13 protein-coding genes are annotated in these 15,718 nt (G+C 64.9%); 12 read left to right on the top strand and 1 reads right to left on the bottom strand.

Annotation, left to right across the window (positions count from 1 at the left end):
• The first annotated feature begins 46 nt into the window (after window positions 1-46).
• From VSX79_RS13610 to zapE, 4 genes are read left to right on the top strand one after another with little or no spacing between them, the layout of a single operon-like run.
• Window positions 47-829 (top strand): succinate dehydrogenase iron-sulfur subunit, encoded by a 783-nt coding sequence (locus tag VSX79_RS13610; protein ID WP_179494552.1) that lies wholly within the window; start codon window positions 47-49, stop codon window positions 827-829.
• On the top strand, window positions 829-1,809 hold the full coding sequence (locus tag VSX79_RS13605; protein WP_326913614.1) for an MBL fold metallo-hydrolase: 981 nt from the start codon (window positions 829-831) through the stop codon (window positions 1,807-1,809). The genes VSX79_RS13610 and VSX79_RS13605 overlap by 1 nt, the downstream gene beginning before the upstream one ends.
• A complete protein-coding gene (locus tag VSX79_RS13600; protein WP_179494555.1) occupies window positions 1,806-2,297 on the top strand; it encodes a PaaI family thioesterase in 492 nt (163 codons plus the stop codon). Before VSX79_RS13605 ends, VSX79_RS13600 begins: the two co-directional genes overlap by 4 nt.
• On the top strand, window positions 2,294-3,433 hold the full coding sequence (zapE, locus tag VSX79_RS13595) for a cell division protein ZapE (RefSeq protein ID WP_326913613.1): 1,140 nt from the start codon (window positions 2,294-2,296) through the stop codon (window positions 3,431-3,433). The genes VSX79_RS13600 and zapE overlap by 4 nt, the downstream gene beginning before the upstream one ends.
• Here zapE and VSX79_RS13590 read toward each other — a convergent pair.
• The gene (locus VSX79_RS13590) at window positions 3,386-4,429 is read right to left on the bottom strand and encodes a polysaccharide deacetylase family protein (protein WP_179494559.1); all 1,044 of its coding nucleotides are present in this window, start codon (window positions 4,427-4,429) and stop codon (window positions 3,386-3,388) included. The genes zapE and VSX79_RS13590 overlap by 48 nt on opposite strands.
• Before the next feature lie 337 nt (window positions 4,430-4,766).
• On the opposite strand from VSX79_RS13590, the gene mdh reads away from it, so the two are divergent.
• From mdh to VSX79_RS13550, 8 genes are all read left to right on the top strand, one after another.
• Entirely contained in the window at window positions 4,767-5,729 is a 963-nt protein-coding gene (gene mdh, locus VSX79_RS13585; protein ID WP_179494561.1) for a malate dehydrogenase, read from the top strand.
• A 124-nt stretch (window positions 5,730-5,853) separates the two neighbouring features.
• Entirely contained in the window at window positions 5,854-6,744 is an 891-nt protein-coding gene (gene sucD / locus VSX79_RS13580) for a succinate--CoA ligase subunit alpha (protein ID WP_326913612.1), read from the top strand.
• An 85-nt stretch (window positions 6,745-6,829) separates the two neighbouring features.
• On the top strand, window positions 6,830-9,652 hold the full coding sequence (locus VSX79_RS13575) for a 2-oxoglutarate dehydrogenase E1 component (protein WP_326913611.1): 2,823 nt from the start codon (window positions 6,830-6,832) through the stop codon (window positions 9,650-9,652).
• A gap of 20 nt (window positions 9,653-9,672) precedes the next feature.
• Entirely contained in the window at window positions 9,673-10,914 is a 1,242-nt protein-coding gene (gene odhB / locus VSX79_RS13570; protein WP_179494567.1) for a 2-oxoglutarate dehydrogenase complex dihydrolipoyllysine-residue succinyltransferase, read from the top strand.
• 39 nt (window positions 10,915-10,953) lie between these two features.
• A complete protein-coding gene (lpdA, locus tag VSX79_RS13565; RefSeq protein ID WP_326913610.1) occupies window positions 10,954-12,351 on the top strand; it encodes a dihydrolipoyl dehydrogenase in 1,398 nt (465 codons plus the stop codon).
• 24 nt (window positions 12,352-12,375) lie between these two features.
• Complete coding sequence (locus VSX79_RS13560; protein ID WP_326913609.1) at window positions 12,376-13,713, top strand: amidohydrolase; 1,338 nt, start codon at window positions 12,376-12,378, stop codon at window positions 13,711-13,713.
• A 90-nt stretch (window positions 13,714-13,803) separates the two neighbouring features.
• Complete coding sequence (locus VSX79_RS13555; RefSeq protein ID WP_326915257.1) at window positions 13,804-14,343, top strand: trimeric intracellular cation channel family protein; 540 nt, start codon at window positions 13,804-13,806, stop codon at window positions 14,341-14,343.
• Window positions 14,344-14,379: 36 nt separating this feature from the next.
• A complete protein-coding gene (locus VSX79_RS13550; RefSeq protein WP_326913608.1) occupies window positions 14,380-15,708 on the top strand; it encodes an oxygenase MpaB family protein in 1,329 nt (442 codons plus the stop codon).
• The last annotated feature ends 10 nt before the right edge of the window (window positions 15,709-15,718 follow it).

Raw genomic sequence — 15,718 nt, 5'->3', positions numbered from 1 at the left:
CCATTCGGGTCTAGGCAGCGCGCAATTGCATAGGGAAGACCGCGATATGGCCCAATTTGTCCTGCCCAAGAACAGCCGCCCGCAAAAGACGGGCAAGGTCCACAAGGCCGAGGGTGCGACCGCCGTCAAGAAATTCAAGGTCTATCGCTACGACCCCGACAAGGGTCAGAACCCGCATTTCGACACGTTCGAGATCGACACCGAAAAATGCGGCCCGATGGTGCTCGACGCGCTCATCAAGATGAAGAGCGAGCAGGATTCGACGCTGACTTTCCGCCGTTCGTGCCGGGAAGGCATTTGCGGCAGCTGTTCGATGAACATGAACGGCAAGAACGGCCTCGCCTGCACCACCGCGATCGAGGATCTGAAGGGCGACATCACGATCACGCCGCTGCCCGCGATGGACGTGATCAAGGACCTCGTCCCCGACTTCACCCATTTTTATGCGCAATATGCGTCGATCGAACCTTGGCTCAAGACCAAGACGACGACGCCGAGCGGCAAGGAACGGCTGCAATCGCCCCAGGAACGCGAAAAGCTCGACGGACTCTACGAGTGCATCTTGTGCGCCTGCTGCTCGACCAGCTGCCCGAGCTATTGGTGGAACAGTGACAAGTTCCTTGGCCCCGCGATCCTGCTTCAGGCCTATCGCTGGCTCGCAGACAGCCGCGACGAGATGACGGGCGAGCGGCTCGACGAGCTCGAAGACCCCTTCCGCCTCTATCGCTGCCACACGATCATGAACTGCGCCAATGCGTGCCCGAAGGGCCTCAGCCCCGCGCGCGCGATCGCCGAAATCAAGAAGCTGGAAGCCGAGCGGCACGTCTGATGTGGAGGTGGCTGCCGGCGCTGCTCGCGCTGGCATGCGCCGGTTGTGCTGCCAATCCCGAGGTCGAATATGCGGCGATGCCGCGCACCTATGCGCATGGCATCGGCGGGGCGACTTTCCTGATCGGCGGTGGCTTCGATCCCGGCCGCTCGCCCGACGGCAACAGCCTGATCCTCTATGGGCCCGAGGGCGCTTTCGTGATCGACAGCGGGCGCCACGACGCGCATCTCATGGCGATCAAGCAGGGGCTAAGCGGGATCGGCATGACGCCCGTCGCGATCGTCAACACGCACTGGCATCTCGATCATGTCAGCGGCAATCCGGCGCTGAAGGCCGCGTTTCCGGATATCAAGGTCTATGGCACATCGGCGATCGATGGGGCGCTGACCGGCTTCCTAGCGAAGAGCGCCGAATCGTCGCGCAAGGCGCTGGCCGAGGGAGCTATTCCGGCAAGCGCGATTGCGGAAGTCGAGAGCGATCTCGCGACCATCGCGCGCGGAGCGGAACTGCGGCCTGACATCGTCGTCGACGAATCGCGCGACATGTCGATCGCGGGCCGGCCGCTGTCGCTGCGCGTCGCGCGCCATGCCGTCACAGAGCGCGACCTCTGGATCTACGATGCGGCACAGAAGCGTGCGATCGTCGGCGATCTGGTGACGGTTCCCGCCCCCTTTCTCGATACCGCCTGCCCGGAGGGCTGGTTGAAGGCACTGGACGAGGTCGCGGCATCGGGCGCCGAGCAAATTGTTCCGGGTCACGGGCCGATCATGCCGATGGCCGATTTTAACCAGTGGCACGCGGCGTTCGACGAATTTATCGCTTGCGCCGAGGGGGCCGGCGCGCTTGTGACCTGTTCGGCTGGCTGGCTCGCGGGCGCCAAAAAATGGATCGGCAGCGACACCGTGCGCGCGAAGGCGATGGCCGACTATTATGGCGAACTTGTTCGCTCGGGAAAACTGGACGGATATTGCAGGGTATGAACGACGGGATAGAGGAGCCGAAGCGCCGCGAATATTTCAGCGCCGAGGAACTGGACGGCGGCTGGATCAGCTGGGATCTCAAGGATCCGACGCGGTTCAACAGCTTCATCGAACCGCTGACGGTGCGCGTCGAAGCGCCGACCGAGGATGGCCGCCCGCGCGCAAGGGTGCGGATGCTTCCCGAACGCAAGCACAGCAACCTGGGAGATAATGTCCATGGCGCGGTGACGCTCGCGCTCGTCGATATTGCGCTGTTCGCCGCGTCGCACCAGTTCGGTTCGCTCAATGCGGGGCATTCGGTGACGCTCGATCTGTCGACGCAATTCGTCGGCGCGGGGCGGGTGGGGGAACCGCTCGATGCCGTGGTCGAACTGGTGCGCGAGACCGGCCGGCTGATCTTCCTGCGCGGGCTGGTCGTACAGGGTGACGGCGACAGCCATATCGTGCTGAGCTTCGCTGGAACGATCCGCAAGGCGAACTCGAAGTGACCACCGTCCTTGCGGCCTATGACGCGCTCGTCGCGGCGGGCGAGCTTCGTCCCGATCCCGAGCAACGTGCCGCCGCCGAGCGGCTGAACCGGCTGCAGGCCGAACTCGAGGCCGCGCCGCGCCGCGGCAGCCTGCTGTGGCGGCTTGCAGGGCGCAAGCCAGAGGCGCTGACCGGCGTCTATCTGTGGGGCGCGGTCGGGCGCGGCAAGTCGATGCTGATGGACCTGTTCTACGACCAGCTCGCCATCCAGCGGAAGCGACGCGTCCATTTCCACGCCTTCATGCTCGACGTCCATGCGCGGATGCGCGAGGTCAGAAAGAGCGAGAGCGGCGACCCGATCCCGCTCGTTGCCGAGGCGCTCGCCGAAAATACGCGCTGCCTCGCCTTCGACGAGATGGTCGTGAACAACAGCGCGGACGCGATGATCCTTTCGCGCCTGTTCACCGCGTTGATCGAACATGGCGTGACCATGGTGGCGACGTCGAACCGTCCGCCCCAGGATCTTTACAAGGACGGGCTCAACCGCGAGCATTTCCTGCCCTTCATCGCGCTCGTCGAGGAGCGGCTCGACGTGATGGGGCTGAACGGGCCGACCGATTACCGCCGCGACCGGCTGGGCGACGGCGCGCGCTGGTTCGTTCCCGCCGATGAAGCCGCGAGTGCCGCGCTGTCGGCCGCCTTCTTCCGCCTCACCGACTATCCGCCCGAGGACCGGGCGCATGTTCCGAGCCTCGATCTTGACGTCGGCGGCGGGCGGATATTGCATGTGCCCAAGGCGCTGAAAGGCGTCGCGGTCTCTTCGTTCAAGCGATTGTGCGGCGAGGCGCGGGGCGCCGCCGACTATCTCGCCGTGGCGCGGCATTTCCACGCCGTGATCATCGTGGGGATCCCGCGCATGGGGCCGGAAAACCGCAACGAGGCGGCGCGCTTCGTGACGCTGATCGACGCGCTTTACGAATATAGGGTGAAACTGCTCGCCAGCGCCGCGGCGATGCCCGACCAGCTCTATGTCGCGGGCGACGGGGCGTTCGAATTCGAGCGAACCGCGAGCCGCCTCGCCGAAATGCAGTCGGACGACTATCTCGCGTTAGGCCATGGCCAACAGGATGCCGCCGGCGATCTTCCCCCAGCGTGACGTGTTGGCGGCGACATAGGCGAGGCTGCGAACATAGCGCATTTCGTGCGCGAAATGCCCCGCCGCCTGCTCGGCGGTGCGGCGGAGCGTCCGGAACGGTCGCGGTTCGGGCACCCTGATCGGCCCCGGCCGCGCCGGCGGCTGGGGCAGGTTGGCGAAGCCGCCGTTGGTCACACGGCGGTCGGCGGCGACCGCCCGGCACAGCGCCTCCATGCGCGTGATCGCCAGCCGGTTGGGGACCGCGCGATCGCGGCTGAGCAACTCGAAGCTGTGGCTGAAGGCCGAGAACTGGATCGCGCCGCTCGTGGCCGCATGATCGAGCGCGTCGCGCATTTCTTCTTCGGACATCGCGCACAGCTGCGCCGGGCGAAAACTGTCGATGCCATCCATCAGGCCGCTGACCGGCACCTCGCAGACACCGTGATGCAGGCGCATCCCGATGTTGTGGCGGTCGAGCGCGATATCACAGCCCTGGCCGACATGGGCCCCGTTGAAGCTGCTGTCGAAAAGGAAGCCGAGCGCGTCCAGCGCGCGCAGCGTATCGTCGTTGGCGCCGAAATTGCCGGCGCGAAAAGCGACCGGGTCGGGCGCGCCGGCGCGCACCAGCATGTCGGCCGCCAGCCCGATCAGCTTTTTCTGCGCCGCGAACGGGAAGTCGCCGATGTTTCGCCCCGTCAGCCGCCCGACCGGGCTGAATCGCGCGAAGGCGAGCCATTCGGTGTGGAGGTGCAATTGCACTTCGTGACCGCGCGCGACGATCGGGGCGACGATGTCGCGGACGATCGACGGGCCGTGGACGAGCGCGGGCATCGGATCGACGAAGAACACGCCCTTGAGCCCATATCCTTCCAGCATGTCCATCTGGAAATGGATGCCGAAATCGCCGTCGCGGCAGCGGCCGAGGATCGAGCTTTCGAAATTGGCGCGCGCGTCACGACCCCGTTGATAGAGGCCGGCCGACAATTCGGTGTCGAAGCTGATGATCGCGCGTGTCACGACAGGCGCGTAACAAAGCGGGAATAAGGGAGGGTTAATCGCCCTCGTGGCGATACCTTATTCGGACAGCGCATTTTTGTTCCATTCTGCCGCGAACCCGTTGCGTCGCGACAATATCACGCGCCAGCCTGACCTCGAAACCATATTTCGGATCTCTTATCGTTATTGCGAACTATTTGCAAAAAAAGGCGGTTTTTCGACCTTTTCGCTGTTGTTTCCTTAAGGGAATCGGCGTAGGGGCGTCGCCAGTCTTGGGACCGGATCGGAGCTTTAGCCCGTGCTCCCGCCGGTCTGTGAACCAATTGCCGGGCTTGCCAGGAAGGGAGTGCCGCGCGCCATGGGACGCAAGAAGATCGCATTGATCGGAGCCGGGAATATCGGCGGGACGCTGGCGCTGCTCGCCGCGCAGAAGGAACTGGGCGACGTCGTCCTGTTCGACGTGGTCGAAGGCGTGCCGCAGGGCAAGGCGCTCGACCTGTCGCAGGTCGGCCCGATCGCGGGCTTCGACGCGAAGATCACCGGCACGAACGACTATGCCGACATCGCCGGCGCCGACGTCATCATCGTCACCGCCGGTGTCGCCCGCAAGCCGGGGATGAGCCGCGACGACCTGCTCGGCATCAACCTGAAAGTCATGAAAGCCGTCGGCGAGGGCATCAAGGCGAACGCTCCCGACGCCTTTGTCATCTGCATCACCAACCCGCTCGACGCGATGGTTTGGGCGCTGCGCGAATTCTCGGGCCTGCCGCACAACAAGGTCGTCGGCATGGCCGGCGTGCTCGATTCGGCACGCTTCAGCCACTTCATCGCCGACGAATTCGCCGTGTCGGTGAAGGATGTGAACACCTTCGTGCTCGGCGGCCATGGCGACACGATGGTTCCCGTCGTTCGCTATTCGACGGTCAACGGCATCCCCGTTCCCGACCTCGTCAAGATGGGCCTGTCGTCGCAGGACAAGATCGAGGCGATCGTCAAGCGCACGCGCGGCGGCGGCGGCGAGATCGTCGCGCTGCTCGGCACCGGCTCGGCCTTCTATGCGCCCGCAGCCTCGGGCATCGCGATGGCCGAAGCCTATCTGGGTGACCAGAAGCGCATCTTGCCCTGTGCAGCTTACGTTGACGGCCAGTATGCCCTCGACGGCCTCTATGTCGGGGTGCCGGTGATGATCGGTGCGGGCGGGGTCGAGAAGATCGTCGAGATCGAACTCGACGATGCCGACAAGGCGGGCCTTCAGGTGTCGGTGGATGCGGTCAAGGAACTGCTCGACGCGTGCAAGGCGCTGGATCCCAGCCTCGCCTGATATCCGTGCCCCTGCGAACGCAGGGGCCCATCACCTGCGCCCCAAAAGATCGGGCGGCGGGTGGCCGAGAGATTTGGAGATGGGCCCCTGCGTTCGCAGGGGCACGAGAAACGGAACGAAATTTATGAGCATTCTCATCGACAAGAATACCAAGGTCATCACGCAAGGGATGACGGGTGCCACCGGCACTTTCCACACCGAACAGGCGCTAGCCTATGGCACGCAGATGGTCGGCGGCGTGACGCCGGGCAAGGGCGGCACGACGCACATCGGCCTGCCGATGTTCAACACCGTCGACGAAGCGAAGCATGCGACCGGCGCGACCGCGTCGGTCATCTATGTGCCGCCGCCGTTTGCCGCCGACTCGATCCTCGAGGCGATCGACGCCGAGATCGAGCTGATCGTCTGCATCACCGAGGGCATTCCGGTGCTCGACATGGTCAAGGTGAAGCGCGCGCTGTCGGGTTCGAAGTCGCGCCTGATCGGCCCGAACTGCCCCGGCGTGCTGACCCCCGAAGAATGCAAGATCGGCATCATGCCCGGCAACATCTTCAAAAAGGGCAGCGTCGGCGTCGTCTCGCGCTCGGGCACGCTCACCTATGAAGCGGTGTTCCAGACCACGAACGTCGGCCTTGGCCAGACCACCGCGGTCGGCATCGGCGGCGACCCCGTCAACGGCACCAACTTCATCGACGTGCTCGAACTCTTCCTTGCCGACGAGGCGACCAAATCGATCATCATGATCGGCGAAATCGGCGGCGACGCCGAGGAGCAGGCGGCGCAGTTCCTGATCGACGAAGCGAAGCGCGGCCGCAAGAAGCCGATGGCGGGCTTCATCGCGGGCCGAACGGCGCCTCCGGGGCGCCGCATGGGCCACGCCGGGGCGATCGTGTCGGGCGGCAAGGGCGACGCCGAAAGCAAGATCGCGGCGATGGAAGCCGCAGGCATCAAGGTGTCGGCGAGCCCGTCTGAACTCGGCACGACGCTCGCCGAAGTGCTCAAGGAACGCGTCTGAGCAGGCGGCCCGCCGGCGCCCTTTGCCGGCGGGCCTCCGCTCCCCATATGAAAATACCTACCCCTTCCTCCCCGTGGAAAAGCAGATGAACCTCGAACGACAAAGCTTCGATATCGACGAGCCGCAGGCCGGCCCGAGCTGGGCGCCCAAGAACTGGCCCGTCATCGACAGCGACGACCTGACCGCCGCGCTCGACCCGCAGCAGATGCAGGTCGCGGTGAAGGCTGCGGCTACGAAGGGGGGCGCCGCGCTGTCGAGCGCCGAGGTCGAGCGCGCCGCCGATGATTCGATCCGCGCGATGATGCTGATCCGCACCTATCGCGTGCGCGGTCACCTTGCCGCCAACCTCGACCCGCTCGGCCTGATCCAGCGCGAGCTGCCCGCCGACCTGACGCCCGAATATCACGGCTTCGTCGGCGCCGATCTCGACCGCCCGGTCTGGCTGGGTGGCACGCTGGGCCTCGAACGCGCGACGGTGCGCGAGATTGTCAGCATACTTCAGGCCAATTATTGCGGCCATGTCGGCCTTGAATATATGCACATTTCCGACGTCGAGGAGCGGCGTTTCCTGCAGGACCGGATGGAGGGCGCCGACAAGAGCGTCGAATTCACCAAGGAAGGCAAGCAGGCGATCCTGAAAAAGGTGATCGAGGCCGAGGAGTGGGAGAAATTCCTCGCGCGTAAATATGTCGGCACCAAACGCTTCGGGCTGGACGGCGGCGAGGCGATGATTCCCGCGATGGAATCGATCATCAAATATGGCGGCCAATATGGCGTGAAGGAAATCGTTTACGGGATGGCGCATCGCGGGCGGCTCAACATGCTCGCGAACGTCATGGCGAAGCCCTATCAGGTGATTTTCCACGAATTCGCCGGCGGCAGCGCGAACCCCGACGACATCGGCGGTTCGGGCGACGTCAAATATCACCTCGGCACCTCGACCGACCGCGAATTCGACGGGATTTCGGTGCATATGTCGCTGGTTCCCAACCCCTCGCACCTCGAAGCGGTCGACCCGGTCGTGCTCGGAAAGGTTCGCGCGCAGCAGGTCGTTCGCGACGACCTGCAAAAGCATGAACAGGTACTGCCGGTGCTGATCCACGGCGACGCGGCCTTTGCTGGGCAGGGGATCGTCTGGGAATGCCTAGGCTTCTCGGGCATCCGCGGTTACAATACCGGCGGCTGCATCCACTTCATCGTGAACAACCAGATCGGCTTCACGACCAGCCCGCAGTTCGCACGCTCGTCGCCGTATCCATCGGACGTCGCCAAGGGCGTCCAGGCGCCGATCCTGCATGTCAACGGCGACGATCCCGAGGCCGTGACCTTTGCGTGCAAGATCGCGATCGATTTCCGCCAGCAGTTCAAGCGCGACGTCGTGATCGACATGTGGTGCTATCGCCGCTTCGGCCACAATGAAGGTGACGAGCCCTCGTTCACCCAGCCGCTGATGTACGAACGCATCCGCAAGCATCCGCCGGTGTCGCAGCTTTGCGCGGCGAAGCTGCAGGACGAGGGCGTGATCGAAGCGGGCTGGGCCGACGCGCATCGCGCCGAATTCACCGCGCGGCTGGAAGGCGATTTCGAAGCGGCGAAGACTTACAAGCCGAACAAGGCCGACTGGTTCGCGGGCCGCTGGTCGGGGCTTTATGCACCGACCGATCCCGAAAATGCGCGCCGCAACATCGCGACGGGCGTTTCGGAAAAGCTGTTCGATTCGATCGGCCGCACGCTGACGACGATTCCCGCCGACGTCGAGGCCCACAAGACGCTCCGCCGCGTGATCGACGCGCGCGGCGCGATGTTCGCCGACAAAAAGGACGGCGAAGTGTTCGACTGGGCGACCGCAGAAAGTCTCGCCTTCGGCACCTTGCTGAGCGAAGGCTATCAGGTGCGCCTGTCGGGCCAGGATTCGGGCCGCGGTACCTTCAGCCAGCGCCACGCGGTCTGGGTCGATCAGAAAACCGAGGCGAAATATATCCCGCTGACGACAGTGCCACATGGCCGGTTCGAGGTGCTCGACAGCCCGCTCTCCGAATATGGCGTGCTCGGCTTCGAATATGGCTATGCGATGGCCGATCCGAAGAGCCTGGTGCTCTGGGAAGCGCAGTTCGGCGATTTCGCCAACGGCGCGCAGATCATGATCGACCAGTTCATCGCCGCGGGCGAGGCCAAGTGGTTGCGCGCCAACGGCCTCGTGATGTTGTTGCCGCACGGCTATGAAGGACAGGGTCCGGAGCATAGCTCGGCGCGCCTCGAACGCTTCCTGCAACTGTGCGCCGGCGACAATATCCAGGTGTGCAATATTTCGACTCCGTCGAACTATTTCCACGTCCTGCGCCGCCAGATGCTTCGCTCGTTCCGCAAGCCGCTCATCATCATGACGCCCAAGTCGCTGCTCCGCCACAAATTGGCGGTCTCGCAACGCAGCGACTTCATCGGCGACGCGCATTTCCGTCGCATCATGTCGGATCGCGCGCCACCCGCCGACCAGGACATCAAGCGCGTCGTCCTCTGTTCGGGCAAGGTCGGTTACGACCTGATGGAGGCGCGCGACGCCGCTGGGCTCACCGATACGACGGTGATCCGCATCGAACAGCTCTATCCCTTCCCAGGGGAGGCGCTCGCGATTCGACTGAAGCGGATGCCGAAGCTCGAGGATGTCGTCTGGGCGCAGGAGGAGCCGCGCAACAACGGCGCCTGGTTCTTCGTCAACGAGTTGATCGAGGAATCGCTGATCGAAGCAGGCAAGAAGGGCATGCGTCCGCGCTACGCCGGTCGTGCCGCGGCAGCTTCGCCCGCCACCGGCCTGATGAGCCGCCACCAGACCGAACAGTCGGCGCTCGTCGCCGACGCGCTGGGTCTGTCGGTCCGTGCCGAAATCCGCCGTACCAAGAAAAAAGCCTGATCCCCTAAGGAACTGCACCTATGAGCACCGAAGTCAAAGTCCCCACGCTGGGCGAAAGCGTTACCGAAGCGACGATCGGCGAATGGCTGAAGAAGCCCGGCGAAGCGGTTGCGCTCGACGAACCCATCGCGAGCCTCGAAACCGACAAGGTCGCGGTCGAAGTGCCGTCGCCGGTCGCCGGCGTGATGGGCCAGCAACTCGCCGCTGTGGGCGACACCGTCAATGTCGGCGCGACGATCGCGACGGTCGAGGCGGGCGGTGCGGCCGCCGCGCCGGCGCCTGCCGCTGCTGCTCCCGCGCCGGCTGCGAAAGCCGAAGCCGCGGCGCCGGCACCTGCCGCGACCGCTGCCCCGGCCAGCGACGGCGTCGATACCGTGACGACCATGTCACCCGCGGTGCGTCGCCTCGTGCTCGAACATGGCGTTGACCCGACCAAGATCCAGGGCACCGGCAAGGATGGCCGCCTGACCAAGGAAGATGTGCTGGCCGCCGCCAGCGCGGCGCCCGCCGCCGCTCCGGCGCCCGCCGCCGCGCCCGCACCGGCAGCCAGCGGCGCGCCGGGCCGTCAGGAAGAGCGCGTCAAGATGACGCGCCTGCGCCAGACGATCGCCAAGCGGCTCAAGTCGGCGCAGGACACGGCGGCTATGCTGACGACCTTCAACGACGTCGATATGTCGGCGGTGATCGAGGCGCGGGGCCGATACAAGGACCTGTTCGAAAAGAAGCATGGCGTGCGCCTCGGCTTCATGGGCTTCTTCACCAAGGCGGCGTGCCTTGCCCTGAAGGACATTCCGGCGGTCAACGGCCGGATCGAGGGCGAGGAGATCGTCTATAATAATTACATGGACATCTCGGTCGCGGTTAGCGGCCCGAGCGGCCTCGTCGTCCCCGTCATCCGCAATGCCGAGACGCTGTCGTTCGCCGATATCGAAAAGACGATCGGCGATTTCGGCAAGCGGGCGAAGGAAGGCACGCTGACGATGGACGACATGACCGGCGGTACCTTCACCATCTCGAACGGTGGGGTCTTCGGCTCGCTGATGTCGACCCCGATCATCAACCCGCCCCAGTCGGCGGTGCTCGGGCTCCACCGCATCGAGGATCGTGCCGTGGTCGTGAACGGCGAAGTCGTCGTCCGCCCGATGATGTATCTCGCGCTCAGCTATGATCACCGCCTGATCGACGGCCGTGAAGCGGTGACCTTCCTCAAGACGATCAAGGAAGCGATCGAGGATCCGACCCGCCTCCTGATCGATCTCTAAAGATTTCTCCCCGTCCCCCGAGGGGTAAAGGAACGACAAATGGCTGATTATGACTACGACGTCCTTGTTATCGGTGCTGGCCCCGGCGGCTATGTCGCGGCGATCCGCGCAGCGCAGCTGGGCCTGAAGACCGCGTGCGCCGAAGGGCGCGAGACGCTTGGCGGCACCTGTCTCAACGTCGGCTGTATCCCGTCGAAGGCGATGCTGCATGCGTCCGAATATTTCGAAGCGGCGGCGGGCGGCTCGATGGCGAAGATGGGTATCAAGGTGAAGCCCGAACTCGACCTGCCGACGATGCACGGCCAGCGTATCGATGCCGTGAAGGGCCTGACCGGCGGCATCGAATTCCTGTTCAAGAAGAACAAGGTCGACTGGCTGAAGGGCTATGCCCAGTTCACGTCGAAAGACAGTGTCGAAGTCGCGGGCAAGGCCTATCGCGCCAAGAATATCATCATCGCGACCGGCTCGTCGGTGACCCCGCTGCCCGGCGTTGCGGTCGATAATGACAAGCAGATCATCGTCGATTCGACCGGCGCGCTCGAACTCGCGAAGGTTCCGGGCCACATGGTCGTCATCGGCGGCGGCGTGATCGGGCTCGAACTCGGCAGCGTGTGGCGCCGCCTCGGTGCGAAAGTGACCTGCGTCGAGTTCCTCGACCAGATCCTGCCCGGCATGGACGGCGACGTCCGCAAGGAAGCGAACAAGATCTTCAAGAAGCAGGGTATCGAGTTCAAACTCAAGACCAAGGTGACGAAGGCTGAAGTGAAAGGCAAGAAGGCGGTCCTGACGCTCGAACCCGCAGCCGGCGGCGATGCCGAAACGCTCGAAGCCGATGTCGTGCTTGTGTCGATCGGCCGGCGTCCGAACACCGACGGCCTCGCCCTCGACAAGACGGGCCTTGCGGTCAACCAGCGCGGCCAGATCGAAACCGACCATGATTTCAGCACGCAGGTTCCCGGCATCTGGGCGATCGGCGACGTCATCCCCGGCCCGATGCTCGCGCACAAGGCTGAGGACGAGGGCATCGCCTGCGCCGAGAATATCGCCGGGCTGACGGGTATCGTGAATCACGACGTCATCCCGTCGGTCGTCTACACTTGGCCCGAAATCGCCGGCGTCGGCCTGACCGAAGAGCAGGCGAAGGAAAAAGGCGAGGTCAAGGTCGGCAAATTCCCGATGCTCGCGAACAGCCGCGCCAAGACGAACCACGAGCCCGACGGCTTTGTGAAGGTCATCGCCGATGCCAAGAGCGATCGCGTGCTCGGCGTGTGGTGCATCGCGAGCGTCGCGGGCACGATGATCGCGCAGGCGGCGCAGGCGATGGAATTCGGCGCGACGTCGGAAGACATCGCCTATACCTGCCACGCGCATCCGACGCACAGTGAAGCGATCAAGGAAGCCGCGATGGCCGTGACGGGCAAGCCGATCCACGTCTGACGAAGCCAAATGCGGGAGAGTATCATGGCGACGCACGGGCTCTGGGCAGCGGCTTCGCTGGCACTCTCCCTCGCGGCAACCGGCGCGCAGGCCACACCCGACCTGAACGCGGCCCAAGCTCAGCTAGCGGCGCTGCTCGACAAGAACTACCCGACGCTCGAGGCGATCTACAAGGATCTGCACCAGCACCCCGAGCTCGGGATGCAGGAGGTTCGCACTGCGGGCATCCTCGCGCAGCATCTGCGCAAGGCTGGCTTCACCGTGACCGAGAAGGTCGGCGGGACTGGAGTCGTCGGCGTGCTCAGGAATGGCGAGGGGCCGACGATCCTCGTGCGCGCCGACATGGACGCGCTGCCGATGGAGGAAAAGACCGGGCTCGCCTGGGCGAGCAAGGCGCGCGCGACCTATGAAGGCAAGGATGTGCCGGTAATGCACGCGTGCGGCCACGACACACATGTCGCCTATCTGGTCGGTGTCGCACGGGCGCTCAGCGCGATGCGCGACAGCTGGTCGGGTACCGTGGTTCTCATCGGCCAGCCCGCCGAAGAACCGCTCATCGGCGCGCGGGCGATGCTCGACGACGGCCTCTTCGAGCGATTTCCAAAACCCGATTTCGGTTTCGCGGCGCATGTTACCAACCTTCCGGCGGGCGTCGTCGCGATCAAGGCGGGAGCCTCCTCGTCGGCATCGGACAGCTATTCGATCACTTTTCACGGGCGCGGCGGACACGGATCGATGCCCGCTGCAACGATCGACCCAATCCCTATCGCGGCGCGCTTCGTCACCGATACGCAGGTGGTGATCAGCCGCGAGAAGGATCCGGCCGCCTTCGGCGTTCTGACCATCGGGGCGATCAACGCCGGCAGCGCACCGAACATCATCCCCGACAGCGCCGAGGTGAAGGTCAATCTGCGCTCGCAATCGCCCGAAGTGCGCAAGCTGCTGCGCGACGGGACCGCGCGCGTCGCGAAATCCGCAGCCGCGATGGGCGGCGCGCCCGAGCCGACGATCCGCTATCTAAGCGGAACCGGCGTGATGACGAACGACGAGGCGATGGCCAATGCGGCGGTAACCGTCCTGACGCCGGTTTTCGGCAAGGGCCTGGCTTTCGCGCCGGCAAGTGCGACGCCGATGTCGGGAAGCGAGGATTTTTCGGAGTTCGTGGACGCGGGTGTCCCGTCGCTTTTCTTCGGAATAGGGGGTTATGACCCCGCCATGCTCGCCGATCTCAAGGCAAAGGGCGAACCCGCACCGACCAATCATTCGCCGTTCTTCGCGCCGAAGGCCGAACCGGCGATCCGCAACGCCGTGACCGCGATCGTCCTTTCGATCGTTGGTGGCGTACGGCCAGCCGCGAAATAGGCTCGCGTCTTGTTCGAGTTCGACAACGCGCTGATTGTCCGCCTGCTCGACCTGATCGGGATCGGCGTTTTCGCGCTGTCGGGCGCGCTGATGGCGGTGCGCTTGCGCCAGACCCTCGTGACCGCCGCCTTCTTTGCGCTCGTCACGGGCGTTGGTGGCGGCAGTGTGCGCGACCTGTTGATCGGCGCGCCGGTCTTCTGGGTGCAGGACGGCGCGATTGCGGCGGTGTGCATTGCGATCGCACTGATCGTCTGGCTTACCCCCGAACGTTGGTGGCAGGGGCAATTGCTCGAATGGGCCGATGCGGTCGGACTTGCTGCCTATGCCGTGTTCGGCACGGCGAAGGCGCTGGCGTGGGGCGTGCCCCCGGTCCCGGCACTGATGATGGGGGTCATTACCGGCTGCGTTGGGGGCACGATCCGCGATATCCTTGCCGGCGTGCCATCGATCATCATGCGCCCGGAGGTCTATGTGACCGCGGCCGCGCTCGCTTCGGGACTGTTTCTGCTGCTGCAATCGCTGGGTACGGGAACGCCGGTCGCGGCCGTTGCGGGCGCGGTCGCAGGCTTCATCCTGCGCGGTGCGGCGATCCACTGGTCACTCGCGCTACCGACCTATCGCGGGCAATAGGCTTGCCAAATCGCGAAACTGTGGCAGTTTCGCCTTATGAACAGTGATGTCAGCACCATCGCCCGCCGGGTGAGGGGCCAGGCGGACGCCCTGCCCGAGCTGTTCGGTCGCTTCGATTTTGACAAGGCGCCCGAACGCTGGGCGCCCGAGGCCGATGCAGTCAGCGAGCTGAGCCGCGTCCGCAGCATCGACCGTGCGTCCTATCTGGAGGATCCCGACCTGCTAGGGCGCATCCGCGAATATACGATGCTCGGCGACCGGACGGGCGACGCCTATGCGGCGCTGATGCCGCGTTACGGCTTCCAGCGCACCGTCGCGATGCTCGTCGATGCGTGTGACAAGGGCATCGATGCGGTCGAAGACGCACCGCCCGAACTCGCCGCGCTGATCCACGAGATGGAGCAGAAGCCCGAGTGGCTCGACATGCAGTTGGTCGAGGAAGGAGCCGCCTATGAACGCAACGCCACCGCGAACCTGTCACCCTTCCTGATCCGCGGCGCCTTCATCGCGACCTTCCTCAACAAATATTCGGCGCTGCCGATGGCGCTGACCGGCACGCTCGGCCAGGCGACTGCGGCACGGCGGGTCAAGGAAACCGCGACTTTCTTCGCCACGACGGCTCTGCCCGGCGCGCTCGATCGCTTTGGACCGGGGTTCAAGGCTGCGGCGATGGTGCGGCTGATGCACTCGATGGTGCGCGTCAACGTGCTGTCGCGCCCCGGCATGTGGGACGCCGAAACCTATGGCATGCCGATCCCGCAGCTCGATCAGATGCCGGCGGGGCTGATCCCCGTCTATTTCCTGTCGCAGGAGGTGCTGGCGAAGGGGCGCACCAGCTTCACGCGGCTCGAACGGGCGCGCGTCGAGCTGGCGCGCTATCGCTGCTACCTGCTGGGGCTGCCCGAGGATCTGCTTGCAGACACGCCGCAGGAAATCGTCCGCATCTGGCGCACGCGCAGCGCGACGCTCCGCTACGAATATGACGACGTGGTCTGCGGGGGCTTGCTCCGCGCGACGATGGACGCCGAACTGTCGAAGGACATGTCGCCGAAGGGGCAGGTCAAGCGCCGCCTCGAATATTCGGTCAGCCGCGTCTTCTTCGTGAAGGCGTTCCTCGCCGGGGACGAGGGCCGTGCGGCAAGCGTCGGGGTGCCGGTGCGGCGCCGCGATCATCTCATCTATGGCGCGACGATGCTCGGCATCGCGGGGCGCTTGGCGGCGTACCGTGTCGCCTCACGCATGCCGTTCATCCGCCGCCTCGCCGATCGCCACCTCGTGCATCGGATCGAGCGCCAGCTGGCCGAATATGGTCGCGCCGAATTCACATCCGACGCCGCGCATTACAAGCCTGCGACGGCGAGCTAACTTTCGAACC

It is taken from the genome of Sphingopyxis chilensis, from assembly GCF_035930445.1.
Lineage (GTDB): Bacteria > Pseudomonadota > Alphaproteobacteria > Sphingomonadales > Sphingomonadaceae > Sphingopyxis > Sphingopyxis chilensis.
Note: the sequence above shows the minus strand (reverse complement) of the source record. Positions and strands in the feature narration are given on the sequence as shown.